The following is a 23,033-nucleotide window of genomic DNA, read 5'->3' as shown; positions in this document are numbered from 1 at the left end:
TCAGGCCGCGAGCATCCGCTCCGCCGTGCGCAGCGACAGCGCCATCGTGGCCAGCGCCGGGTTCGCGATCAGCGCGCTCGGGAAGACCGAGTTGTCGCAGATCCAGAGGTTCGGCACGTCGAAGCTGCGGCCGTCCGGATCGACCACCGCGTCGGCCGCATCGGACCCCATCCGGCACGTGCCGAGGGTGTGCGCGGTGCGGGCGAGCACGCGCGTGCTCGTCGCTCCTGCCGCCTCGACGATGGCGGTGAGCGTGCGGATCGCGTGCCGGTCGATCGCCTCCTCGTTCGTGCCCGGTGAGAACGAGATCAGCGCCTTGGGAACGCCGTGCTCGTCGAGTTCGCCGGTCAGCTCGAGGCGGTTGCCGTCCGACGGCAGGCACTCGGCGTTGATCCCGACGCCCGCCAGGAACCGGTAATCGTCGAGCGCGCCCATCAGGTCGCGCCCCCACAGCCCGCCGCCGCGCACGAGGGTCGTGGCGAGGGTGAGCGGCATCACGCCCAGGCTCTGGACGAGGTACCCGCCTGCGAAGTCGGCGTCGGCCGGCCGCACGGTGTCCTCCGAGATGACGGAGGAGGGGTAGCCGCGGTAGCTGCGCATCTCGTTCTCGAAGGTGCCCCAGACCTGCACCGCCCCGTGCGCGAGGAAGTTCCGGCCGACCTGGCCGCTGCTGTTCGCGACTGCCGTGTGCAGCAGCAGGCGCGGCGTCTCGATGCCGCCGGCGGCCAGCACGAGGGCGGAGCAGCGCTGCCGGCGCTCGACCCCGTCCGCGGTGTAGAGCACAGCGCTCACGCGACCGGCGGCGTCGAGCTCGATGCCGTGCACGAACGAGTCCGCCTCGGATCTCGGCACCGGCCCGCACCGCCGCGGGCAGGTACGTCGTGTCCATGCTCGCCTTGGCGCCCGTGCGGCAGCCCTGGTGGCACTGGCCGCAGCCCACGCATGCGGGACGCTCGCCGTGGTCCTGCTGGTGCCTGCTCTCGCTCAGGACCGCCGCCGGGGCGTCGACCGCCCGCATCCCGAGCTCTGCGCAGCCGCGCAGCATCATGTCGGCGGACGCGTTGCGGTCGACGGGACCCTGCAGATAGCGCCGCGACGGGTCCCACGGGTAGTCGGCGGGCCCCGAGACTCCGATCGTCGCCTCCACCCGCTCGAGGTACGGGGTGAGCTCGGCGTGCGCGATCGGCCAGTCGCGGCCGAGGCCCGACTCCGTCCGCAGCAGCAGGTCGCGCGGGTCGGGGCGCGGAGTGAAGGCGCCCCAGTGCAGCGTCGATCCGCCCACGCCGCGGCCGCTGTTGTTCGGGCCGAAGGCGGTGGGAGCGTCGCCCCCGCTCAGGCGCTCCTGCATCCAGTTGATCTCGGTCGCCACGGTCTCGTCGGACGTGTGACTCGTCGCGTCGAGGTTCGGGCCGGCCTCGAGGGCGACGACGCGCAGGCCCCGGGCGGCGAGGGTCGCGAGCAGCGGGCCCCTCCGGCGCCGGTGCCGACGACGACGACGTCGACCGTCTCGTCGAGATCGAAGCGGCGCATGCCGGTGGTGTTCATCGCGGGCTCCTCGCCGTCGGCTCCCAGTCGTCGCGCTGATCCGCACCGAGGGAGCGGAAGCCCGTGAGGGGGAGGGTGTCGCCACCGGAGGCGTAGCCGTCGTAGCCGACGCGCGCCATGCTCGCCGGGTGGGCGAGCCACTGGCGCACGAGGTCGACGCGGCAGTCCTCGAACCAGGCGGCGAGCTGCTCCGGAGTGAGGGTGCCGGTGGGGCCGGAGCCGTCGGCGACCGCGGTCAGCAGAGCGTCCTGCTCCGCAGCGGGGAGCGACGCGAGGGAGGCGAGCGCGTCGAGCCCGTGCGCGTACGCGATCGGGTCCGCGGGCAGTGCGGCGTTGCGCCAGCCGTCGCCGAGACCGTCGGCCAGCTGCGTGTCGACGCGGGCGGCGAGGTCGATGCGGCCCGGCCGGTCGTCCTGCGGCACCACCCGGTCGGCCACCGCCCGCAGCGTCGCGAGCCGGTCGTCCGAGAGGGAGCGGGGCGCGTACTCCGGATCGTCGGCCAGCAGGCGCTGGGCGAGCAGGGCCCGCACGCGGGTGCTGGTGCGGGCCGAGGCGATGACGCGGGAGACGTCGGGTCGGCACGGCGGGACCGGTGCCCGCCCGCTCGAGCCAGAACGCCCGGATCGCCGCCCCGGCAGACGGCGTGCCCGCCTCGAGGGTCAGCGTCGGCACGGCGGCCGGGACGTCGTCCTCGGCGTTCGCAGGGTCCTCCCGGGCGCCGGGGAGCAGCACGAGCCCGGCGAGTCCGAAGAGCCCCGATCGTCCCGAGAGCGTGCGGGAGGCGACGACCGAGGCGGTCCGCGCCGCTCGGCCCCCGCCCGCGATCATCCATCGGGGCGAGCCGTGCTCGCGGATCGCGCGGATGACCGCGGCAGTGGTCGCGGGCGCCCTCGAGGGCGACGACGTCGACGTCCGCGGCGAGCTCCTCCGTGAGACGGCCGACTCCCGGGACGCCCGGATCGAGCACGACGAAGAGGGTGGCGCGCGCGAGTGCTGCGCTCGAAGGCATGGGGCTCCTGGTGGGGTGGGAGGGGGTGGGGGATCCGAGGCGGACCGCTCGCTCACCCGGACTCTCATGCGACCACAGTCCCGCCGTTCGCGTCGGCACTTGCGGACGGCCCCGAGTCGTGCCAGGGCGGTCGGCTCCGAGTCGTGCCGGGCGCAGGAATCGGAGTGCCCCGGAGGGGTTCCGACGATCCGAGGAGGACGGACCGGGCGCCCCGCGGCACCCTGGGGGCATGACCTCGCGGATGATCGACCCCTCCGTCCCCCCGAGCGGCCCGGGCTGCGTCGAGTGCGAGCGGACCGGCTCGTGGTGGCTGCACCTACGCCGGTGCGCGCGGTGCGGGCACATCGGCTGCTGCGACGACTCGCTGAACCGGCACGCCACCGCCCACTGGCGTGCGACCGGCCACACGGTCATCCAGAGCTTCGAGCCCGGCGAGGACTGGTTCTGGGACTTCGGCGCCGACGACTGGACGGCGGGTCCGCGCCTCGCCGACCCGCAGAGCCGTCCGGCGGGGCAGAGCACTCCGGGGCCGGCCGACCGCGTGCCGCGCGACTGGCAGGAGCGCCTCGCGGAGCGCGGCTGAGCCCGGGTGCGCGGGCCGCGGGCTCACGCTTGCTCGAAGCCGTCCAGAGCCTCCGCCTCGGCGATCCGCAGGCGCATCTGCCGGTAGCGGTGGAACTGGTAGACGCCGTGCAGCACGGCCAGCAGGAGGGCGGCGGCGATCCCGGCCGCGATCGCGCGCGACTCGTCTCCGCCTCCGACGGCCAGGGCCAGGGCCGCTCCCGCTCCGGCGACGATCGAGTTCACGACGCCGATCGCCGACGACATGGTGAAGAAGATGCCGCGCCAGCTGCGCCTCCGGCCGATCTCGAGCAGCTCGTTCGGAGCATGCGGGCCGCGCGGCATCGTGAAGTAGTTGCCGGCGCCCGGCAGCAGGGTGCCGTAGTAGCGGCGGATGCGCTGGATCGCCGTGAGCGCGGCGATGTCCTCCATCGAGGTCTGCACGAGCCGCTCGTAGGTGAAGACGCCCAGCAGGACGACGACCGGGATGATCACCGCCAGGAATCCGAGCGCGTACGGGGTGGGCGCGAGGAAGCCGAACGCGACGAGCGAGCTCGACAGCATCGTCAGGTAGAGGGACGCCCTGCTGCTCGACTCCGTCACGGTGATGCCCCTGGCGGACTCCAGGACGAAGTGCTCGGTGACCAGCGCGGTGAGGAACGCGGCGGGCCGGTCGGGCAGCGACGCGGCCGACACCGCCGCCTCGGACAGCGGGTCCGACGGCGGCTCGTCGACGCGATCGCCCGAATCGCGGTTCACGACGTCTCCTGCAGGTGGCGGTGGGCGAAGGTCACGGCCATGGCGCCCTCGCCGACCGCGGAGGCGACGCGCTTGACCGAGCTGCGGCGCACGTCTCCCGCCGCGAACGACCCGGGGACGCTGGTCTCGAGGTAGAACGGGGCCCGCTCGAGCGGCCAGTCGGCCGCCGCGTGGTCACCCGTGAGGTCGGGGCCCGTGACGAGGTACCCGGAGGCGTCGCGGACGATCCCGGTCCCCTCGGCCCAGGAGGTGTCGGGCGCGCCGCCGATGCAGACGAACAGGTGCGAGGTGGCGAGGGCTCTGCGCGCACCGGTCGCGGTGCTCTCGACGTCGATCGACTCGAGTGCCGCGTCGCCGTGCAGAGCGCTCACCCGCGAGTCGAGCGCGACCGTCACGTTCGGCTGCCGGACGACGCGGTCGGCGAGGTACGACGAGAGGCTGTCGGCCAGATCGGGCCCGCGCACGAGCATGGTGACGTGCCGCGCGTGGGCGGCGAGGTTCATCACCGCCTGGCCCGCCGAGTTGCCGCCGCCGACGACGACCACGTCCGCGCCCTCGCAGAGCGGCGCCTCGCTGGTCCCGGCTCCGTAGTAGACGCCGACGCCGAGGAGCTCGTCCTCGCGGTCGAGGCCGAGTCGGCGCCACTCGATGCCGGTGGCGCAGATGTTCGAGCGGGCGACGACGGTCGACCCGTCGGCGAGCCGGGCGTGGATCCGGTCGTCGGCGAAGCGCGCCCGGATCCCCTCGCGCATCATCAGCAGCTCGGCGCCGAAGTCGACGGCCTGCTGCCGGGCGCGCTCGGCGAGGTCCGCGCCCGCGATGCCGTGGGGGAAGCCGAGGTAGTTCTCGATGAGGCTGCTGTAGCCGGCCTGCCCGCCGATCGCGGACCGCTCCAGGACCACCACCCGCAGCCCCTCGGAGGCGGCGTAGACGGCGGCCGAGAGGCCCGACGGCCCCGCTCCGTAGATCGAGAGGTCGTACTCGGTGAGCCTCGGTGCACTGATCCAGCCGAGCCGGGCGGCCACCTCGGCGATGCCCGGGTCCCACGCCCGCGTCCCGTCCGGGAAGACGACGAGGGGAGGGCCGCCCGGCGAGCGGCCTGCCCGCGACGGCCAGGCACTGCTCGTCGGTGTCCAGCGGCGACCAGGTGAACGAGACGACACTGCGCGAGAGGAAGTCGCGGATCTCCCACGCGTCCCGGCTCTCGCGCCGCCCGTACAGGCGGACCTGCGGCAGCCTGGGATCGAGCGCCGAGCGGCCCGGAACCGGTGTCGTCACGAGGCCCGCCGCCGCTCGTGGCCGCCGCGGAACCGCATCAGCTTCAGGCACAGGTGCAGCGCGCTGCGGGCGAGGCCGTCGTCGAGCGCGGCCCGGACGGTGGGCGGCAGGTTGTCCAGCCGGTAGTAGAGCGTGGTGCGGTGGATGTGCAGGATCGCGCACGCCTCCCGCACGCTGCCGCGCACGTCGAGGTAGGCCTCGACGGTCTGCCGCTGGACGTCGTCGCCCTTCTCGAGCAGCGTCGCCGCGGCGGGCGACAGCACCGCGAGCTGGGAGCTGTCGGCGGCGACGGAGGACAGGAGCACCCAGGCGCCGAGGTCGGCGATGTCGCCGCGGTCGCGGCCGTCGGGCAGCGAGCTGACGATGCTCGCCGCGAGCGAGGCGTGGTCGGCGGTCGGTCGGAGATCGTCGTCCTCCCGCCGATGGCGGGCCGAGCCGATGGCGAGGACCCGCGCGCCGTGGCGGTGCGCCTCGGCGCGGAGCACCGCGTCCGTCTCGTCCGCCGGGCCCGCTCCCGGCTCCTCGGTGCCGACGAACAGCAGCATCCCCCGCTCGTCGCCCAGGAGCACCAGGCCGGTGGAGGGGGAGGCGTCGAGACGGTGCGCGAGCGACGCCCTCCGCAGTGCTCCGCCCGCACCCTCCAGCAGCACGGCGCGGACGACGGTGCGCTGATCGCGGCGCAGCCAGTGGCGCTCGACGGCCTCGGCGAACGCCGCCCGGCGCCGCGCCTCGTCGGGCGCCAGCAGATCCGAGAGCAGCTCAGCGCGCCGCGAGGTCCCGGGGGTCGGGGTCGACGGGCTCAGGATGCGGCGGACCGTGTCGACCGCCGCGCCGATGAGGGAGTAGTGCTCGGGAGTCAGCGGCGGCAGCTGGTCCTGCCCGACGCGGAGGACCGCGAGCCGGCCGCGGGGGTCGCTGACCGGGAACACGCAGCGCCGGGCGTCCGGCGCGCCGAGGCGGAGGGGCTCCTCTGGGACGAGCGACGGCGGGCGCTGACCGCTCGGGCGCCCGGTGCTCGCGGCGAGGACGCGGGCGCGGGCGTCCTCGATCGCTATCGGCCGGCCGAGTGCTCCGGCGAGCTCGTCGACCACGTCCTGCAGGGTCATCGGCCGAGATCCGGAGGAGGGGTCATGCGGCGATCCTCGTGGACGGTCCCCTCCGCTAGCGTGACCCCTTCCAGGGCCCCCTTCGCTCCCGTGCCGGACGTCACGCGCTCAGGCGTCGAGGGTCCACTTCGGTCGGACCCAGTGGCACGTGTAGCCGCCGGGGTGCTTGCGCAGGTAGTCCTGGTGCTCCTCCTCGGCGTCCCAGAACTCGCCCACCGGTTCGACCTCGGTGACGACCGGACCGGGCCAGCGGCCCGACGCGTCGATCTCGGCGATGGTCTCGCGGGCGACCCTCTCCTGGTCGGGGGACAGGAAGAGGACGACGGAGCGGTACGCGCTGCCGATGTCGTTGCCCTGGCGGTTCCTCGTCGTGGGGTCGTGCACCTGGAAGAAGAACTCGAGCAGGTCGCGGTACGGGAGCTGCTCGGGATCGAAGTCGATCTCGACCGCCTCGGCGTGGTCGCCGTGGTGGCGGTAGGTCGCGTTCGGCGTGCTGCCGCCGGCGTAGCCGGCCCGGGTGCCGAACACACCGGGCATGTCGCGGAGGAGCTCCTGGAGCCCCCAGAAGCAGCCGCCGGCGAGGATCGCGCGCTCCTCGGCCATCAGGCGCCGACCCTCGGGTCGTGCGCGGGAGCCTCGCGAGGCAGGGAGGTCGCTGGGAGCAGTGGATCGGTCATGGGAGCAGTCCATCACGGACGAGGAGGCGCCGGTGCGCGTCGGAGGACACTCCGAGCAGCTTCGTCCCTGGCCCTCCGACAGCCACGCTCGGGCGAGGGCCGCTCGTTACCGTGAGGGGCGTGGACGACGGACCGGATGTGCCGCGGGAACAGGGCCGAGCCCTGCCCGCCCCGTGGGCGGAGCAGCCCGCGGTGCTGCTCGACCGCCACCTCCGGGTGCTGTCCGCGACCCTCTCGCGCAGGCCCTCTCCCCCACTTCCTCGAGGGGGCCGATCTCGCCCGCTCCACCTTCCTCGACGCGCTCGCGCTGCAGGACCTGCCCTGCTGGCGGGACGCTGCGGAGCAGGTGACGGCGCTGCTGAGCGCCTCGCTCGATCGGCACGACGGCGATCGGGAGTTCCGGAGCATCGTGGGGGAGCTCTCCGTCAGCAGCCCCGCCTTCGCCGCGGCCTGGGCGCGCGACGCTCCGGCGCGGGAGAGCGGATCCGTACGCTTCCGCGGCACCGCCGTGGGCACCGTCCCGCTGGACTACCGCCTGCTGCGTCCCCCGCAGGACGACGAGTGCACGCTGCTCCTGTTCGAGCCCGCCGACGCCGCCGCTCGGCGCGCACTCGAGCGTCTCGCCGTCACCGTCCGGGAACCGCCGCGTTCGGGGTGACGCGCCTCCGCTCGGCGAGCAGCGGGCCGGAGCGACGCGAAGTGGTCGACCGCTGCGGCGGCGGGAGACCCCGCTCGGGCGAGGTAGGTCACGACGAAGCGGCCCGGCGCCACTGCGGATTCGAACGTCTGCATGTCGAAGTCGAGCCACCCGAACGGGGCGACGTCGATCCGCAGCGCCCTCTGCGTGATCGGCCGGACCTCGTACTCGGCCCAGACCGACCGGAAGAGCCGGTAGCGGACGGAGCACTCGCCGACGATCTCCTGCAGGCGCGCGTCGTCGGGATCGCTGTAGAACCGCAGGGCCGCGATCAGCTCGCGGAAGATGCTGTCCCACACCTGCAGCTGGTCCTCCGGGATGCCGTCCTCCTGAGCGCTCGCGTACCCCTCGGCGACCGAGAGGAGCAGGTTCGCCCCCGGCACTCCCTTCTCCGGGGCGATGCACCGCAGGAGGTCGTTCGTCGCCAGCACGTCGAGGTTCCGGTCGAACGCGAACGCCGGCGTCATCGGCCAGTGCTCCAGCAGCGCCTCCATCGACGGGTGAGAGCGCGAGGAGGCGGCCCGCGGAGGCAGCGGCCTGGCGACCCGGAACAGGTAGGAGCGCTCGAACTCGTCGAGATCGAGCGCCTGGGCCAGAGCGCCGAGCACCTGGTCCGAGGGCGTGATGTCGTGACCCTGCTCGACGCGGAGGTAGTAGTCGCGGCTGATCCTGGCGCGGTCGGCGACCTCCTCCCGGCGCAGACCTGGGACCCTCCGCCGGGTCCCGGCGGTCGTCAGCCCGATCCGCTCCGGTCGCAGCGCCGCACGCCTGGCGCGGAGGAAGTCGGCGAGGGGAGTGCGGCTGCTCATCGTCTGACTCCGTCGGAGGATCCGCCGGAACGAGCGGCGGGCGGCTGGGGGCGACCCGATCCGCCTGCTCCGCGATCGCGCTCTCGGCCTCGAGCATCGACCGGCGGGAGGACGGCGCCGGGTCGGCTCCAGTATGGCTCCCTCCGGCCCGATCGTGAGAGCGCTCCCGTCCAGGAGTTGCACCACCCGCAGCGGGCGACCTCGCCGCCCCAGCGCGTCACTGCGCGGGGGCGGCACCGCCGCTCGGGCTCGGGGACGGGGTCGTGCTGGCGAAGTAGTGCCTTCGAGCGGCTCGCCCTGCACATGGGCCAGCGCTGCCGTCCGGATCTCGCGGTCGCGGCCGGTGAGGCGCTGGGTCTCCTGCCGCCGGAACTCGCCCCAGGACGGCACGACGAAGGTCCCGAGCTGCAGGCCGGCCTCCTCGCCGCTGCGGTAGAGGGCCCACCTCGAGGCGCCGGTGCGGCGGCGGAAGCTTTCGACGCGCCGCATCGCGGTGCGGAACGCGGCGAGGGAGTCGGTGTCGACCCGGTAGGAGACGGTCACCAGCACAGGCCCGTCCGCGGGCTCCGGCTCGAACACCAGGGTGGGTGCGGGCCACGACATCGAGATGCTGCGATCGATCCTCCCCGTTCCGGGCAGGAGGTGGAGCATCCGCACGCTGGCCGCCACCACGAGCAGCAGTCCGGCCGACGCCGCGTAGGCGGTGGGGGTGCCGAGCGCCTGCGCCGCCAGACCCCAGCCGATCGAGCCGACGGCCATCGCTCCCATGAAGACGAAGAGGTAGATCGACGCGCCGCGAGACCGCACCCACTGGGGCAGCGTGAGCTGCAGAGCCGCGTTCAGCACGGTGAGGGTTCCGATCCAGGCCAGTCCCGCGACCACGAGCAGGATCAGCGTCGGCGCGAACGGGAGGAACGCCGCGGCGAGGGTCCCCGCGGAGAAGAGCACGGCGCTCGTCGTGATGACGACGTTGTCGGAGGAACCGGCGCCGGGCCGACGGCAGGGCGAAGACGCCGATCACGGCACCGGCGCCGAGGGCTGCGAGGAGGAGGCCGTACCCGCTCGAGTCGAGGCCGAGGCGCTTCGCGGTGAGGGGCAGCAGGGCCCACAGAGCACTGGCCGGCAGCGCGAAGAGCGCCGATCGGAGCAGGATCCGGCGGACGAGGTGCGCCGAGGCGACGTACCGGATCCCCGCCTTCAGAGCGGTGCCGAACCGCTCGCGATCGTCGAGGCCGCTCTGGGCGGGCCGCTTCCACCAGAGGAGCGCGATCACGGCGAGGACGAAGCTCAGCGCGTTGATGCCGAAGACGACGGGGGCTCCGAACGCCGACAGGACGACTCCCGCCAGTGCGGGGCCGATCGCTCGTGCGCCGTTCACCGTCACCCCGCCGAGAGCGGACGACGCGGCGATCAGGTCGCGGGGCACGAGCTCCGGCTGGATCGCCTGCCACGCGGGCGAGGTCAGGGTGGAGGTGATGCCGAGCAGGAAGGTGAAGGCCAGGATCGTCCACGGCGACAGAGCACCGACGGCCGCGACGACGGTCAGAGCGGCCGCCAGCAGCGCGCTGGCCGAGGATCCCCAGATCAGCAGCCGTCGCCGGTCGAGGGAGTCGGCCAGCACGCCCGCCGGCAGGGCGACCAGGAGCGAGGGCGCCAGGCTCGCCGTCTGCACGAGGGCGATGACCACCGCGCCCGCGGCGGCCTCGACCAGGTACCACTGGGCTCCGACGGTCTGCATCCACGTGCCGATGTTGCTGCCCAGCTGGGCGAGCCACAGCACCCGGAACGCGGTGATCGCCAGGGGCGCCCAGGCCGACGGCCGAGCCGGTGGAGGGGAGGCGGGTGACGTCATGCTCGGACCCTACGAAGCCCTCGCCGGTCCGCGCACCGCCGAGCCCGGAGGACTCGACAGATGACGGAAGCGGGCTCCTCCGCGGTCCAGCCTCGTCGGCACGACGAGCGCAGGTGCCCCGGAGTGTCCGGCGCACCTGCGCAGCACAGTGCCCTCCCGGTTCCCGCTACTCCCGGATGAACGCCAGGAGGTCGGGGTTGATGACGTCGGCGTGGGTCGTCAGCATGCCGTGCGGGTAGCCCTCGTAGATCTTCAGCGTCGAGTTCTGCAGCAGCTCGTGCTGCTTCAGGGCGGCGTCCTCGTACGGCACGACCTGGTCGTCGTCGCCCTGCATCACGAGGACCGGCACGGTGATGGCCTTGAGGTCCTCGGTCTGGTCGGTCTCGGAGAAGGCGGCGATGCCCTCGTAGTGCGCCAGCGCGCTGCCCGTCAGGCCCTGGCGCCACCAGTTCGCGATCACCGGCTCCGAGACCGTCGCGCCCGGTCGGTTGAAGCCGTAGAACGGTCCTGAGGCGACGGCCTGGAAGAACTCGGCGCGGTTGGCCGCGAGCGCCTCCCGGAAGCCGTCGAAGACGGAGAGCGGCGTGCCCTCGGGGTTCGGCCTCCGTCTGCACCATGAGCGGAGGCACCGCCGACACGAGGACCGCCTTCGCCACGCGTCCCTGCGGCTCGCCGTACTTCGCGACGTAGCGGGCGACCTGGCCGCCGCCGGTCGAGTGGCCGATGTGGACCGCGTTGTGCAGGTCGAGGTGCTCGACGACGGCGTTCACGTCGCTCGCGTAGTGGTCCATGTCGTGGCCGGTGCCCACCTGGGTGGACCGTCCGTGCCCGCGGCGGTCGCTCGCGATCACGCGGTAGCCGTGCGCGTGGAAGAACAGCAGCTGCGCGTCCCAGTCGTCCGAGGACAGCGGCCAGCCGTGGTGGAACACGATCGGCTGCGCGTCCGCGGGCCCCCAGTCCTTGTAGTAGATCTCCACGCCATCGTCCGTGGTCGTGAACGGCATGATTCAACCTCCGTGGTCAGGTCGACGCCGAGCCCGGCCCGGGTCGAGTGCAGGGTCATCCTCTCCCAGGGGTGGGAGCGGTTCCACGCTAACGGCGGGCCTCGGCGGGGCCGGCGGTGCGGATCGATGTTCCTACTTTTGTCCAGACCCTCCTCACGGCGGAGCGCTCCCGGCCGCCCACCGGGTTCAGCGCGTCCGCAGCGCCTCCAGCAGCGCGGCCGGCGTCTCGGGGTCGCGCAGGCTGATCGCGAACTCGCGCTCGCGAGTGGTCCGCACCACGAGCCCGGGGCCCGCGTTCAGGATGAGCGCCGAGCGGCCCGGCATCATCCGGTAGCCCCAGCCGCCCCACTCCGCCGGCCGCAGCTCGGCCGTGCCGACCGAGGCGATCGTCCCGAGCGGGATGCGCCGCAGCGGGATCCCGAGCACCCGCGACACCACGCGCAGCCCGCGACGGTCGGCCGTGACGCGCAACCGCGTGAAGCCGAGGACGACGATCGCGCTCGCGCCGAGGACCACGGCCATCGCGATCGCGGGGCCCGTCGAGCCTCGGCCAGGAGCGTCGACACCGCGACGGCCGCGGCGACCGCCAGGACGGCTCCGACGACCGCGAAGACCCGGCCCGTCACGGTGTGCGACCAGGCGCCCGACTCCGAGTCGCCGAGCGCCATCCGCTCGACGCGGGTGCTCGACTCCGGAGCGGCTGCGCGGAGCGAGGGCGCCCGGCACCGCCGCGTAGGCGAGGCCGCCGAGCAGCACGATCAGCCAGCCGCCCAGCTGCGCCCCCTCGGCCGAGCCCGCCGCGAGCGTCGTGCCGACGGACGTCGCCCAGGCCGAGGCGCCGAGGCCCGCGACGAGTCCGAGGCACGAGAGCAGTATCCGCGAGCCGCGCCCGAGCAGCGCCGCGCACGATCCCCGCCACCGCGGGAGCGCCCGAGAGGACGAGCGCCAGGGCCAGCAGCGCGCTCGTCGGAGCCGTCTCGTCGGCGGCGCCGGTCGAGGACCAGTGCGAGGCGAGCACGGGCGGCACGTCGAGCGCGACCCGCGAGACGAGCACGGCGATCGCGGGCAGCAGGAGGGAGGCGGCGGCCAGGAGGGAGCGGGAGCGGTCGGTCACGGGGTGGTCCTCCTCGATCAGGCGGATGAGGTCGGCGGAGCTGATCCCGCTGCAGCGGGCCTCGGCGACGAGCTGGTCGACGAGGGCGGTGACGCGCACGAGTCCGGGGCCGGCGGACTCGGCGACCCAGGCGCCCTGGCCGCGGCGCATCTGGATCAGGCCGTCGTCGCGGAGCGCCGCGTAGGCGCGGAGCACGGTGTGCATGTTGATGTCGAGCGACTGGGCCAGCTCGCGCGCCGGGGGCAGGCGGTCGCCCGCCGAGAGGGCACCCTCGGCGACGGCTGTGCGCACCTGCGCCTCCAGCTGGTCGGCGAGGGAGCGCGGCGAGGAGTGGTCGACGCGGAGCAACATGTTCGCAATGTTAGTAGAACAACTGCTCTGGACGCCAGGGACGGGGTACCGTGGAGGGACTCGACCCCGGGGAGGGGATCCCGATGACCGCTTCGTCGTCCGACCGCGCGCTGGTCACTCCAACCGCCGCCTCGCGGGCCGCGACCCTCCGTCTGGCGGGGATCCTCGTCGCCGCCGCGGGTCTGCTGCAGATCGCGGCGTGGTTCCTGCCGCTGGATCTCGCGGTCACCGGCCTCGGTCGCCTCGGCGCGCTGATCGCCGCCGCCCTCCTCGCCGCAGCCGCCTCCGCCCTGGCGCGGGGCTCGGACGCGAAGGGCGGCATCGCCGGGCGGACGGGTGCGGCGGCGTTCCTCGCCGTCGCGGTGCTGGTCGTCCTCCGACCCTCGTGGCGTGGTTCTCACCGAGCGGAGCCGAGCCGGCGCGGGGGATGGCGCTCGCCTCCGCCCTCGTGCTCGTGATGGGCGCGGTCGCGATCGTCGCGGCGGTCGTCGGACTCGTCGCCCTGCACCGGGCGCGCACGGCCCGGACCTCGGTCACCGTCGTCGGGCTCGTCGCGGTCGTCGCCGCGGCAGCTCAGGACTACGTGCCCTCTCTCGGGCTGCTCGTCGACTCCTCGCCGAGCCAGGAGCTCCTGATCGCCCTCTGGACGATCGGCTCGTTCGCCGAGGCGCTCTCGCTCGTCGCCCTCGGCGCGGTGATGCTGCTCGCCTCCCGCTCGATCGGCCGCGAGGGCCGGTAGCGCCACCGGTCAGTGCGCCACCCGTCAGTGCACCACCGGCCAGTGCGCCTCGCGTCAGTGCGACAGCGCCAGCGACACCGCCAGCACCACCATCACGACCGCCACTCCCGCGTCGAGCACCCGCCAGGCCGTGCGGCTGCGGAACAGCGGACGCAGCGCCCGCGCCCCGAATCCGAGCGCCGTGAACCAGAGCACGCTCCCCACAGCCGCTCCGGCGCCGAACCACCAGCGCTCGTCGCCGTGCGTGTTCGCCACCGACCCCAGCAGCACCACCGTGTCGAGGTAGACGTGCGGATTCAGCAGCGTCAGCGCGAGGCACGTCGCGACCGCGGTGCGCAGCGACGTGGAGGCGCCGGCCGGGTCGCCCTCGAGCGTGCCGGGCGCGGCGCCCGCTTCGCGGCGAGGAACGCGTAGCCCAGGAGGAACGCGATGCCGCCCCAGCGGGATGACGACGAGCAGCCAGGGCGCCGACTCGAGCACGGCGCCGATCCCCGCGATGCCCAGCACGATCAGCGCCGCGTCGCAGAGCGCGCAAATGGCGACGACCGCGAGCACGTGCTCGCGGCGCAGGCCCTGCCGGAGGACGAAGGCGTTCTGCGCGCCGATGGCGATGATGAGCGAGAGGCCGAATCCGAGACCGGAGGCGGCTGCGAGGAGGGGGACACGCTCCCGACGGTAGAGCGCTCCGTACCTGTAGACCAGCTCACGCTCCTTCAGTACCGTAAGCAGAACTGATGGGAGCGAGCCGATGCTGACCGATGATCTCGACCTCTCCCGCCTCCGCGCGCTGGCCGCCGCCGTGCGGCACGGCTCCTTCAGATGCGGCCGCGCGGGCCCTGCACGTGACTCCCTCCGCTCTCAGTCAGCGGATCAAGGCGCTCGAGACCGCGGCGGGGCGGGTGCTGCTCGTCCGCTCGCGCCCGGTCGTCGCGACCGAGGCGGGGGCCGGCCTCCTCCGCCTCGCGCGGCAGATCGAGCTGCTCGCCGAGGACGCCGTCCGCGCCCTCGGCGGCGAGGGAGGCGGAGGGCGCGGGCCCCGTGTCCCTCGCCCTCGCCGTCAACGCCGACTCCCTCGCCACGTGGGTGCTGCCGGCGCTCGCCGGCGTGCCGGGCGTCGTCTTCGAGCTGCACCGGGAGGACCAGGAGCACACCACCGCGTTCCTCCGCGACGGCACGGTGATCGCGGCGGTGACGGCCGAGTCGGAGGCGGTGCTCGGCCGCTTCGTCGCCCGCTCGGCGTCATGCGGTACCGGGCGATGGCGGCGCCCGCGTTCGCCGATCGCTGGTTCGCCGACGGCGACCTCGACGGGCTGGCCGACGCTCCCGTCGTCGTCTTCGACGAGAAGGACCGGCTGCAGGAGCGGTTCCTCGCCGCGCACGCACCGCACGCCGCTCCGCCGCAGCACCGGGTGCCCGGCTCGACCGACTTCGAGGCCGCGGTCCGCCTGGGCCTGGGCTGGGGCATGCTGCCGGAGCTGCAGGCCCCGGTCGGCGACCTCGGGGCTCGTCACCCTGGGCGGCGAACCGGTCGACATCCCCCTCTACTGGCAGCAGTGGTCGCTGCGCACGCCGAGCCTGGACGCGGTGTCGGCCGCGATCGCCGACGCCGCCCGCGCGAGTCTGCGCTGACCGGACCCGGCGGGCGGCACCGACGCCGTCAGACCGCGAACACGTCGCGCAGCGTCACCGTCTCGAGCGAGCGCTCGCGCAGGAGGTCCACCAGCTGCGCGTACACCTGCGTCACCGGGTCGAAGTTCGCGTGCCCGATCACGATGCGCTGCGGCCGGAACCACTCGTCGGCGAAGCCCAGCAGCTGATCGGTCGTGATGAGGCCGGAGTCCGACAGCGAGCCGTACCAGAGCGTCGTCGCCGTGTAGCCGATGCCCGCCGCGGCGGCCCGGCTCGCGCTGTCGGTGTAGCCGAACGGCGGACGGTAGAAGGGAGCGGCCTCGACGCCGTAGGTGGAGCGGATGAACTCGCCGTTGCGGCCGAGCTCCTCCCGCACGCCGTCGGCACTCAGGCTCGTGAGGTCGACGTGCGACCAGGTGTGGTTCGCGAGCTGCACCTGACCCGAGGCGACGAGCGGTGCGAGGGCGGGTGCGCAGACGGTCCAGGAGTCGTACTGCCCGTTCAGGAAGAAGGTGAGCCGGGTGCCGGTGTCCGCCGCGAACTGCGCGTAGGCGGCGACGACCTCGGTGTCGGCGCCGTCGTCGACCGTCCAGGCCATCAGGCCCTCGCCGGGCAGCTCCGTGATGACGCCCTCGGGCAGGGGCACGCGGGCGCGCACGGGAGCGGCGGCCGCGGTCGCGGTCGGCACGGGCCGGGGCGGTGGGGTCGGTGTCGGGGACGTGCTCGCCGCGACCGGAGCGGCGGTCAGCGGGGTGGCCGGGCGTCGGCGGTGCAGCCGCTCAGTGCGGCCGCCGCCGACGCGATCCCCAGCAGCAGCGCGCGACGCCTCACCGATCCCATGGTCCCCCCTCGTCGGCGCGCCGATCCCCCCGGAGCGCCCGAGCGACCGTATCGCGACGCCGACCGCGGCCGCACGACGAGGCGTGCGGCGCGGCGGGGTGGTGCCCCCGCCCGCGGGCGCGCGAGGATGGACGCATGTCTGGGAAAGCACTTTCCGTGGAGGAGATCGTCGACGGGCGCCATCCGCTGCGCAGCGTCGTGGGCCTGCTTCGGAGGCGCCCGCGCCGCATCCTCGCCGCCGTCGCTTTCTTCGCGGTGAAGGACACCCCGCTGTGGTTCCTCCCGGTCGTCACGGCGCAGGTGATCGACATCGTCGTCGCGGGCGGACCCGGCAGCGGGCTCCTGCTGTGGTCGGTGATCGCACTGGTGCTGCTCGCGCAGAACTACCCGAACCACGTCATGTTCGTGCGGCTGTTCATGGGCACGGTCCGCGACATGGGCGCGGATCTGCGGAAGGCCATCGCGAACCGCCTGCAGCTGCTCTCGATCGGGTTCCACGCCCGGGCGAACAGCGCGATCGTGCAGACCAAGGTCGTCCGCGACGTCGAGAACGTCGAGACGATGCTGCAGCAGACCGCGAATCCGCTGCTCTCGGCGGTGATGGTGCTGATCGGAGCCGTCGCGATGACGGCGATCAACGTGCCCGCGTTCCTCCCCGTCTACGCCCTCGCGATCCCGCTCGCGGTGCTGCTCCGGCGCATCCTGCAGCGGCGGAGCATGCGCCGCAACGAGCAGTTCCGCCGCGAGGTCGAGCGCTTCTCGGCGACCGTCGGGGCGATGGCGACCCTGATGCCCGTCACCCGCGCGCACGGTCTCGAGCAGACGGCGGTGCGCACCGTCGCCACCGGGGCGGAGGGCGTGCGCGAGGCCGGCTTCGAGCTCGACCTGCTCAACGGCCGCTTCGCCTCGCTCTCGTGGGTCAGCCTGCAGCTGCTCGGAGTCGGCTGCCTGGTGCTCGCCGCGTGGGTCTCGATCTCGGGATGGCTCCCCGTCACCCCGGGCCAGGTCGTGCTGCTGAGCAGCTACTTCGCGCTCCTCACGTCCTCCATGACCAACCTGCTGATGCTGCTGCCCCTCGCCGCCCGCGGCTTCGAGTCGGTCCGCTCCATCGCCGAGGTCCTCGAGGACCCCGACCTCGAGCACAACGAGGGCAAGCGCCCCGTCGGCGAGGTGCACGGCCGCCTCACCCTCGAGCGCGTCGACTTCCGCTACGGCGACGACGGGCCCGCTCTGCACGGCATCGACCTGGACCTCCGACCGGGCGAGACGGTGGCGTTCGTCGGCGCGTCCGGATCCGGCAAGTCGACCCTGCTCAACGTGGTGCTGGGCTTCCTCCGCCCCACGTCGGGGCGGATCCTGCTCGACGGCGTCGACATGGAGACGCTCGACCTGCGCACCTTCCGCCGCTCGGTCTCGGTCGTGCCGCAGGAGTCGGTGCTCTTCGAGGGCACGATCCGCGACAACATCGCCTACGGCCTCGGCGACGTGTCCGACGAGCGGATGGAGGCGGCGCTGCGCGACGCGAACGCGTGGGAGATCGTCGAATCGCTTCCCGACCACTGGCACTCCGTCGTGGGGGAGCGCGGCGCCCGCCTCTCGGGTGGGCAGCGCCAGCGGCTCTCGATCGCCCGCGCCCTCATCCGCGACCCCCGCGTGCTCCTGCTGGACGAGGCGACGAGCGCGCTGGACCCCGAGTCGGAGGCGCTGATCAAGGACGCCCTCGGCCGGCTGACCGAGGGGCGGACGACCCTGGTCGTCGCCCACCGCTTCTCCACGATCCGCTCGGCCGACCGCATCGTCGTGCTCGACGCCGGCCGCATCGTCGAGTGGGGCTCGCACGACGAGCTGCTCTCGGTCGGCGGGCACTACGCGCGGATGCACGCGGCGCAGTCGGGCTGAGGCGCTCTTGCCCGCCGCCCGCCGCATCACGTAAGCTACTCAGGTTGCGTGCATCTGCACGCGCTTGCGTGCTGCCCGAGCGGCGGAGGTTCCGACCTCCACGACGAGCGGGCGGTATGCCGACAAGTGACCTTGGGTGGGTCGAGCGGGGCCGAGTGCCGCGTGCGCCCCACGGTAACCACACATGGAGGAAACCATGGCAGCAGTCTGCCAGGTGACCGGAGCCGTTCCCGGCTTCGGGCACGCCATCTCGCACTCGCACCGGCGCACCAAGCGCCGCTTCGACCCGAACGTGCAGAAGAAGACGTACTACGTCCCCTCGCCCGCCGTAACGTCACCCTGACGCTGTCGGCCAAGGGCATCAAGGTCATCGACGCCCGTGGCATCGAGTCCGTCGTCAAGGACATTCTCGCTCGTGGGGTGAAGATCTAATGGCAAAGCAGCAGGACGTCCGTCCCATCATCAAGCTCCGTTCGACGGCAGGCACCGGTTACACCTACGTGACCAAGAAGAACCGTCGCAACGACCCCGACCGTCTCGTGCTGAAGAAGTACGACCCCGTAGTGCGCAAGCACGTCGACTTCCGCGAGGAGCGCTAGAAATGGCCAAGAAGAGCAAGATCGCCCGCAACGAGCAGCGCAAGGTGATCGTCGACCGCTACGCCGCCAAGCGCCTGGAGCTCAAGAAGGCCTCTCGTCGACCCGGCCGGCACCGACGAGTCCCGCGAGGCCGCCCGCGTCGGCCTCCAGAAGCTCCCCCGCAACGCCTCGCCGGTCCGCGTCCGCGGCCGCGACGCCGTCGACGGCCGCCCCCGCGGCAACCTGTCGAAGTTCGGCATCTCGCGTGTCCGCTTCCGCGACATGGCGCACCGCGGCGAGCTGCCCGGCATCACCAGGTCGAGCTGGTGATTTCCGGCGCGCAGCGCCGGTAATCACCAGGCGTTGCTGCTCACACGCAGCGGGCCTCGCGATCTCACGATCGCGGGCCCTTTGCGTGTTCCCGTGCTCGGAGTGCCGTCGGCACTCCGAGCCGCAGTCGGCTTCCCGCAGACGGGCGCGTTCCGCAGAGCGTCCCGCGTAGCGCTCCGCGGAATCGCTTGGCACGCGATTCCGCGATGCGCTCGGCCTTGCGCGACGGGCTCCAGAGCTCGCGGTTCGCGTCGCGGTCCCTGCCTGCTGGTCGAGGAGCCCCGGAGGGGCGTATCGAGACCCGCTGTCGCCGGGGTCTGAGTGCGGACGGCTCGCGTCCGTGGTGGGGGATCTCGATACGCGAGCTGCGCGGGCTACCCGATCAGCGAGGGTGGGCGGAGGTGTCGGCCTGCTGCGCCTGCCTGCTGGTCGAGTAGCCCCGGAGGGGCGTATCGAGACCCGCCGGAGCCGGAGGTGCGGTGTCGGCGGGTCCCGGCCGCAGGTGGATCGGCAGGTGCGACCGGAGAGGGCGTCTGCGACTGGTCGCCGCGGTCGCGATCCGTCGTGAACGATCGTCCGGGGTGAGTGATCCGTCGAGAACGGTCGCCGAGAGCCATTCGGCAGAGCCGTCCGCGACGGATCGGCGTCACCCGGCACGTCCGCGCGCGCAGGACACCCGGGTAAAATCGAGTGCATGAGCACCCCCAGCCTTCCCAGCGTCGCCGAGATCGCGGCGCCCATCGACCACGCGATCCTCAAGCCCGAGCTGACCCGGGCCGAGGTCGACGCGCAGCTCGACGAGGCCCGGGCGTCGGGGGTCTTCAGCGTCTGCGTCCGCCCCTCCGACATCGCCCACGCCGTCAGCCGCCTCGAGGGCTCGGGTGTCCTGGTCGGCACCGTCATCGGCTTCCCGCACGGCACCACCTCCACCGCCGCCAAGGTCGCGGAGTCGCGCCAGGCCCTCGCCGACGGCGCGAGCGAGCTCGACATGGTCGTCAACATCGGGCGCCTGCGCAGCGGACTGCTCCAGGACGTCGAGGACGACGTCCGCGCGGTGGTCGAGGCGGCCGACGGACACGTCGTGAAGGTGATCCTCGAGACCAGCCTCCTCGACGACGAGCAGGTCGTCGCCGGCAGCGAGGCGTCCGAGCGCGCCGGCGCGGACTTCGTCAAGACCGCCACGGGCTTCGGCGGCGGCGGCGCCAACGAGCACGATCTGCGCCTGATGCGCGGCGCCGTGTCGGACGCGGTCCAGGTGAAGGCGTCCGGAGGCGTCCGCGACCTCGACACGCTGCTCGCCTACCGCGGACTCGGCGTCACCCGCTTCGGCACCAGCGGCTCCGCGACGATCCTCGGCGACCTGGCCGCCCGCCTCGCCGGCGACTCCTCGGCCGCGCGCGTCGACTCCGCCTCGTACCTCGACGTGGCGCCGCGCCCGGGCGGCCCGATCGCCCGCTGGACCGCGCACACGCGCCGCCCGCTCGAGGAGAGCGCCCGGGCCCTGAAGGAGCGCGTCTACGCGACCTTCACCGGGCTCGCCGTGATCATGATCTACGCGGTCGGCGACCACCCCGACGCCGGTCACGCGCTGCGGAGCCTCGTCGTCTCGATCGTCGGCATCTCGGCGGCGGGCTTCACGGCCGAGGTCATCGCGCACCAGGTCACCCACGCCGCGCTGCCCTCGAGGGCGGAGCTGCGCGTCAGCGCCCGCATCGCCGCCGGCGCGCTCGCCTCCGCCTCGGCTGCCGGTGCTGGCGCTGCTCGCGGCCGTGCTGGGCTGGGTCGAGGCGACCACCGCGCTGTGGATCGGCGTCGGGATCTACGCCGGCGTCCTCGCCGCCATCGCCCTGATCGCGGTGGGCCGCGCGGGGCTGACCTGGCGGCAGGGCCTCGTCTCGCTCGCCTTTCTCCTGGGTCTGGGCGCCCTCGTGGTCGGCGTGCTGGCGCCTCGCGCACCTGAGTGCGGCGTAGGCTCGGAGGCGATGTCGTCACGCACCTGGGTCGCGCTCGGCCGCCGCGAGGATCTGGGCGCCGACTGCGCGAACTGCTTCGGGCTTCTGCTGCGTCGCGCTCGCCTTCGCCCGCTCGCGCGACTTCCCCGTCGACAAGCCCGCGGGGAGCCCTGCACGAACCTCGACTCCGAGGACGCGTGCACGATCCACCGGTCCTCCGCCCGCAGGGCTTCGTCGGCTGCACCGTCTTCGACTGCTTCGGCGCCGGTCAGAAGGTGTCGACGCACACGTTCGGCGGCGTCTCGTGGCGCGGCGACGCAGAGGTGCGCGAGCGGATGTTCTCCGTCTTCCCGCTGGTCCGTCGACCCACGAGCTGCTCTGGTACCTCGACGTCGCGCTCGCGCTCGACGAGGTCGATCCCGACACCCGGACGGCGTGCGCCGCCGCTTCGACGCGGTGCACGCCCTCACCCTCGCATCGCCGGAGGAGATCCTCGCGGCCGACGTCGACGGCGAGTTCGCCGCCGCCCGTCCGCTCCTGATCGCCGCGAGCGCGGCCGCCCGCGCCGGGGTGCGCTCCCGACCCGACCGCAGGCTCGTCCCCGGCGCCGACCTGCTCGGAGCGGATCTGCGCGCAGTCGACCTCCGCGGCGCCGATCTGCGCGGCGCCCTGCTCATCGCGGCCGATCTGCGCGGAACCGACCTCGGCCGCTGCGACGTGCTGGGCGTGGATCTGCGCGACGCCGACGTGTCGGGCGCCGATCTCTCGAGCGCCCTCACCTCACCCAGGCGCAGGTCTCGAGCACGCGCGGCGATGCCGCGACCGCGCTCCCGCCGCACTTCGACCGGCCCTCGCACTGGTCGAGCACGACCTCACCGATCGCTGCGACGCCGCCCGCCCCCGCAGAACAGGACGACGACGATGACCTCGACACCCCCGACCCCGATCCGCTTCGCGATCGTCGGCTCCGGCTGGCGCACCGGCTTCTTCCTCCGCCTCGCCCGCGACGTGCCGGAGGCGTTCCAGGTGACCGGGATCCACTCGCGCTCGGCGCGCCGCGACGAGGTCTCGGCGCGCTGGGGCGTGCCGGCCTTCGCGAGCATCGACGAGCTGTCGAGCACGGCGATCCCGAGTTCGTGCTCGTCACGGTGCCGGTCGCGGCCGCCTCCGGCATCACGGCCGATCTCGTGCGCCGCGGAGTCCGCGTGCTCGAGGAGACGCCTCCGGCGCTCGACGTCCCGGCTATGCGGCGGATGTGGGTCGAGGTCGGCGGCTCCGGACTCGTCCAGGTCGCCGACCAGAGCCTCCTTCATGCCCGCGCACAGCGCCCGCTGGCGCGCGGTCCGCTCGGGGTGATCGGTACTCCGACGCACGTGCAGGTGTGCTCGAACCATCTGTACCACGCCGTCTCGATCATGCGCGGACTCCTGGGCGACACCGGCGATGCGACCCGGGTGAGCGCCCGCGACTTCCGTGCACCGCTCCTGGACCCGCTGACGACGCACGGCTGGACCGACGCGACCGAGGCCCAGGAGCGGACGACCACCCTGGCGACGCTCGACTTCGGCGGCGGACGCTCGGGGCTGTACGACTTCGTCGACAACCAGTGGTTCTCGCCGGTGCGCCACCGCCGCCTCACCATCCGCGGGTCGCACGGCGAGATCGACGGCGACAGCGTCGTGCGGATGGCCGGCCCCGCGCTCGGTGGTGGAGTCGCGGATCACCCGGCGGCAGACGGGGATCGACCACAATCTCGAGGGCTTCCACCTCGACACGATCGCGCTGGACGGCGACGTGCTCTTCCAGAACCCGCACCCCGCGGCGCGGCAGTCCGACGAGGACATCGCCGTCGACGCCCTCGTCGGGGCGACCGGCGCCTGGGCACGGGGCGAGGGACCCGCCCCCTATCCGCTCGCCGACGGTCTGCAGGACCACCTGCTGGGTCTGGCGATCCGCGAGTCGGCCGACTCCGGGGCCGACGTCACGACCGCCCGGTGCCGTGGGCCGATGCCTCACGACGGAGTCGGTGTTCCGCTGACGTCGTCGGGCACGCCCTCGATCACCTCGCGGTGGAGCAGGTGCGCTCCGTTCCAGCACTCGATGATGCAGCGCGGAACGCCTCGCGGTCGGGGGAGCGGAGCCACACGGTCGCGGCCTCGCGCGCCCACGCGTCGGAGGCGTAGACGCCGATGACGTCGGTCCGGTCCTCCCACGGGGAGGCCGTCGACAGCACGAAGTGATCGCCGGACATGGCTGCTCCTCGGAGTGGGGGACGTGCCGGACGGTGTCGGGATCGATCGGCGC

At 73.5% G+C, this 23,033-nt stretch carries 22 protein-coding genes and 7 pseudogenes; 14 read left to right on the top strand and 15 right to left on the bottom strand.

What is annotated here, in order from left to right:
• The 4 genes and pseudogenes from AC0CII_RS11400 to AC0CII_RS11385 all read right to left on the bottom strand — a co-directional run bounded on the left by AC0CII_RS11400 (position 1) and on the right by AC0CII_RS11385 (position 2,075).
• A complete protein-coding gene (locus AC0CII_RS11400) occupies positions 1 to 825 on the bottom strand; it encodes a GMC oxidoreductase (protein WP_465229481.1) in 825 nt (274 codons plus the stop codon).
• Positions 826 to 895: 70 nt separating this feature from the next.
• Positions 896 to 1,348: pseudogene (locus AC0CII_RS11395) on the bottom strand (GMC family oxidoreductase); the annotation flags it as partial.
• Entirely contained in the window at positions 1,333 to 1,545 is a 213-nt protein-coding gene (locus AC0CII_RS11390; RefSeq protein ID WP_465229480.1) for a hypothetical protein, read from the bottom strand. The gene AC0CII_RS11390 and the pseudogene AC0CII_RS11395, both read right to left, overlap by 16 nt.
• Complete coding sequence (locus AC0CII_RS11385; RefSeq protein WP_465229479.1) at positions 1,542 to 2,075, bottom strand: gluconate 2-dehydrogenase subunit 3 family protein; 534 nt, start codon at positions 2,073 to 2,075, stop codon at positions 1,542 to 1,544. The genes AC0CII_RS11390 and AC0CII_RS11385 overlap by 4 nt, the downstream gene beginning before the upstream one ends.
• A gap of 720 nt (positions 2,076 to 2,795) precedes the next feature.
• Here AC0CII_RS11385 and AC0CII_RS11380 point away from each other — a divergent pair.
• Positions 2,796 to 3,137, top strand: coding sequence for a UBP-type zinc finger domain-containing protein (locus AC0CII_RS11380; protein ID WP_465229478.1), 342 nt, complete (start codon positions 2,796 to 2,798; stop codon positions 3,135 to 3,137).
• Between the two features lie 23 nt (positions 3,138 to 3,160).
• Here the strand turns inward: AC0CII_RS11380 and AC0CII_RS11375 are convergent, their stop codons facing one another.
• The 4 genes from AC0CII_RS11375 to msrA all read right to left on the bottom strand — a co-directional run bounded on the left by AC0CII_RS11375 (position 3,161) and on the right by msrA (position 6,861).
• Positions 3,161 to 3,874 (bottom strand): hypothetical protein, encoded by a 714-nt coding sequence (locus AC0CII_RS11375; RefSeq protein ID WP_465229477.1) that lies wholly within the window; start codon positions 3,872 to 3,874, stop codon positions 3,161 to 3,163.
• Positions 3,871 to 4,899 (bottom strand): NAD(P)/FAD-dependent oxidoreductase, encoded by a 1,029-nt coding sequence (locus tag AC0CII_RS11370; RefSeq protein WP_465229476.1) that lies wholly within the window; start codon positions 4,897 to 4,899, stop codon positions 3,871 to 3,873. Before AC0CII_RS11370 ends, AC0CII_RS11375 begins: the two co-directional genes overlap by 4 nt.
• Before the next feature lie 249 nt (positions 4,900 to 5,148).
• A complete protein-coding gene (locus AC0CII_RS11365) occupies positions 5,149 to 6,258 on the bottom strand; it encodes a PucR family transcriptional regulator (protein WP_207406891.1) in 1,110 nt (369 codons plus the stop codon).
• A 108-nt stretch (positions 6,259 to 6,366) separates the two neighbouring features.
• Positions 6,367 to 6,861 carry a peptide-methionine (S)-S-oxide reductase MsrA gene (gene msrA, locus AC0CII_RS11360; protein ID WP_465227680.1) on the bottom strand — a complete coding sequence of 165 codons (495 nt, stop codon included), beginning with the start codon at positions 6,859 to 6,861 and terminating at the stop codon, positions 6,367 to 6,369.
• A gap of 210 nt (positions 6,862 to 7,071) precedes the next feature.
• Between msrA and AC0CII_RS11355 the strand changes: the two genes are divergently transcribed.
• Positions 7,072 to 7,593, top strand: coding sequence for an MmyB family transcriptional regulator (locus tag AC0CII_RS11355; protein ID WP_465229475.1), 522 nt, complete (start codon positions 7,072 to 7,074; stop codon positions 7,591 to 7,593).
• A 62-nt stretch (positions 7,594 to 7,655) separates the two neighbouring features.
• Here the strand turns inward: AC0CII_RS11355 and AC0CII_RS11350 are convergent.
• The 5 genes and pseudogenes from AC0CII_RS11350 to AC0CII_RS11330 form a co-directional block, all read right to left on the bottom strand.
• Positions 7,656 to 9,389: pseudogene (locus AC0CII_RS11350) on the bottom strand (MFS transporter); the annotation flags it as partial.
• Between the two features lie 40 nt (positions 9,390 to 9,429).
• Positions 9,430 to 10,293, bottom strand: a pseudogene (locus tag AC0CII_RS11345) (MFS transporter); the annotation flags it as partial.
• 166 nt (positions 10,294 to 10,459) lie between these two features.
• A pseudogene (locus AC0CII_RS11340) lies at positions 10,460 to 11,297 on the bottom strand (alpha/beta fold hydrolase).
• Positions 11,298 to 11,483: 186 nt separating this feature from the next.
• Positions 11,484 to 11,819 (bottom strand): hypothetical protein, encoded by a 336-nt coding sequence (locus AC0CII_RS11335; protein WP_465229474.1) that lies wholly within the window; start codon positions 11,817 to 11,819, stop codon positions 11,484 to 11,486.
• A gap of 100 nt (positions 11,820 to 11,919) precedes the next feature.
• Positions 11,920 to 12,762 (bottom strand): GntR family transcriptional regulator, encoded by an 843-nt coding sequence (locus AC0CII_RS11330; RefSeq protein WP_465229473.1) that lies wholly within the window; start codon positions 12,760 to 12,762, stop codon positions 11,920 to 11,922.
• Between the two features lie 50 nt (positions 12,763 to 12,812).
• Here AC0CII_RS11330 and AC0CII_RS11325 point away from each other — a divergent pair, with 50 nt between their 5' ends.
• Both AC0CII_RS11325 and AC0CII_RS11320 read left to right on the top strand, forming a co-directional pair.
• Positions 12,813 to 13,220 (top strand): hypothetical protein, encoded by a 408-nt coding sequence (locus AC0CII_RS11325; RefSeq protein WP_465229472.1) that lies wholly within the window; start codon positions 12,813 to 12,815, stop codon positions 13,218 to 13,220.
• The gene (locus AC0CII_RS11320; protein WP_465229471.1) at positions 13,190 to 13,501 is read left to right on the top strand and encodes a hypothetical protein; all 312 of its coding nucleotides are present in this window, start codon (positions 13,190 to 13,192) and stop codon (positions 13,499 to 13,501) included. The genes AC0CII_RS11325 and AC0CII_RS11320 overlap by 31 nt, the downstream gene beginning before the upstream one ends.
• Before the next feature lie 54 nt (positions 13,502 to 13,555).
• Here AC0CII_RS11320 and AC0CII_RS11315 read toward each other — a convergent pair whose 3' ends face one another.
• Entirely contained in the window at positions 13,556 to 14,071 is a 516-nt protein-coding gene (locus tag AC0CII_RS11315) for a LysE/ArgO family amino acid transporter (protein WP_465230879.1), read from the bottom strand.
• Here AC0CII_RS11315 and AC0CII_RS11310 point away from each other — a divergent pair.
• From AC0CII_RS11310 to AC0CII_RS11300, 3 genes and pseudogenes are all read left to right on the top strand, one after another.
• Entirely contained in the window at positions 14,057 to 14,236 is a 180-nt protein-coding gene (locus AC0CII_RS11310; protein ID WP_465229470.1) for a hypothetical protein, read from the top strand. The genes AC0CII_RS11315 and AC0CII_RS11310 overlap by 15 nt on opposite strands.
• A gap of 23 nt (positions 14,237 to 14,259) precedes the next feature.
• Positions 14,260 to 14,388: pseudogene (locus AC0CII_RS11305) on the top strand (LysR family transcriptional regulator); the annotation flags it as partial.
• Between the two features lie 151 nt (positions 14,389 to 14,539).
• Positions 14,540 to 15,130: an ArgP/LysG family DNA-binding transcriptional regulator gene (locus tag AC0CII_RS11300; protein ID WP_465231098.1), complete on the top strand. Its 591-nt coding sequence runs from the start codon at positions 14,540 to 14,542 to the stop codon at positions 15,128 to 15,130.
• A 28-nt stretch (positions 15,131 to 15,158) separates the two neighbouring features.
• Here the strand turns inward: AC0CII_RS11300 and AC0CII_RS11295 are convergent, their stop codons facing one another.
• Positions 15,159 to 15,818, bottom strand: coding sequence for a polysaccharide deacetylase family protein (locus tag AC0CII_RS11295; RefSeq protein WP_465229469.1), 660 nt, complete (start codon positions 15,816 to 15,818; stop codon positions 15,159 to 15,161).
• A gap of 287 nt (positions 15,819 to 16,105) precedes the next feature.
• On the opposite strand from AC0CII_RS11295, the gene AC0CII_RS11290 reads away from it, so the two are divergent.
• The 7 genes and pseudogenes from AC0CII_RS11290 to AC0CII_RS11260 all read left to right on the top strand — a co-directional run bounded on the left by AC0CII_RS11290 (position 16,106) and on the right by AC0CII_RS11260 (position 22,912).
• Complete coding sequence (locus AC0CII_RS11290; protein ID WP_207406878.1) at positions 16,106 to 17,869, top strand: ABC transporter ATP-binding protein; 1,764 nt, start codon at positions 16,106 to 16,108, stop codon at positions 17,867 to 17,869.
• A 196-nt stretch (positions 17,870 to 18,065) separates the two neighbouring features.
• Positions 18,066 to 18,301, top strand: a pseudogene (gene rpmB / locus AC0CII_RS11285) (50S ribosomal protein L28).
• Positions 18,301 to 18,468 carry a 50S ribosomal protein L33 gene (rpmG, locus tag AC0CII_RS11280; protein ID WP_027692168.1) on the top strand — a complete coding sequence of 56 codons (168 nt, stop codon included), beginning with the start codon at positions 18,301 to 18,303 and terminating at the stop codon, positions 18,466 to 18,468. The pseudogene rpmB and the gene rpmG overlap by 1 nt, the downstream one beginning before the upstream one ends.
• Before the next feature lie 2 nt (positions 18,469 to 18,470).
• Positions 18,471 to 18,777 (top strand): annotated as a pseudogene (gene rpsN, locus AC0CII_RS11275) (30S ribosomal protein S14).
• A 694-nt stretch (positions 18,778 to 19,471) separates the two neighbouring features.
• The gene (deoC, locus tag AC0CII_RS11270) at positions 19,472 to 20,737 is read left to right on the top strand and encodes a deoxyribose-phosphate aldolase (protein ID WP_465229468.1); all 1,266 of its coding nucleotides are present in this window, start codon (positions 19,472 to 19,474) and stop codon (positions 20,735 to 20,737) included.
• A 22-nt stretch (positions 20,738 to 20,759) separates the two neighbouring features.
• A complete protein-coding gene (locus AC0CII_RS11265) occupies positions 20,760 to 22,085 on the top strand; it encodes a pentapeptide repeat-containing protein (protein ID WP_465230878.1) in 1,326 nt (441 codons plus the stop codon).
• Entirely contained in the window at positions 21,974 to 22,912 is a 939-nt protein-coding gene (locus tag AC0CII_RS11260; RefSeq protein ID WP_465231097.1) for a hypothetical protein, read from the top strand. Before AC0CII_RS11265 ends, AC0CII_RS11260 begins: the two co-directional genes overlap by 112 nt.
• The last annotated feature ends 121 nt before the right edge of the window (positions 22,913 to 23,033 follow it).

This window comes from Rathayibacter sp. AC182 (assembly GCF_979253875.1).
Note: the sequence above shows the minus strand (reverse complement) of the source record. Positions and strands in the feature narration are given on the sequence as shown.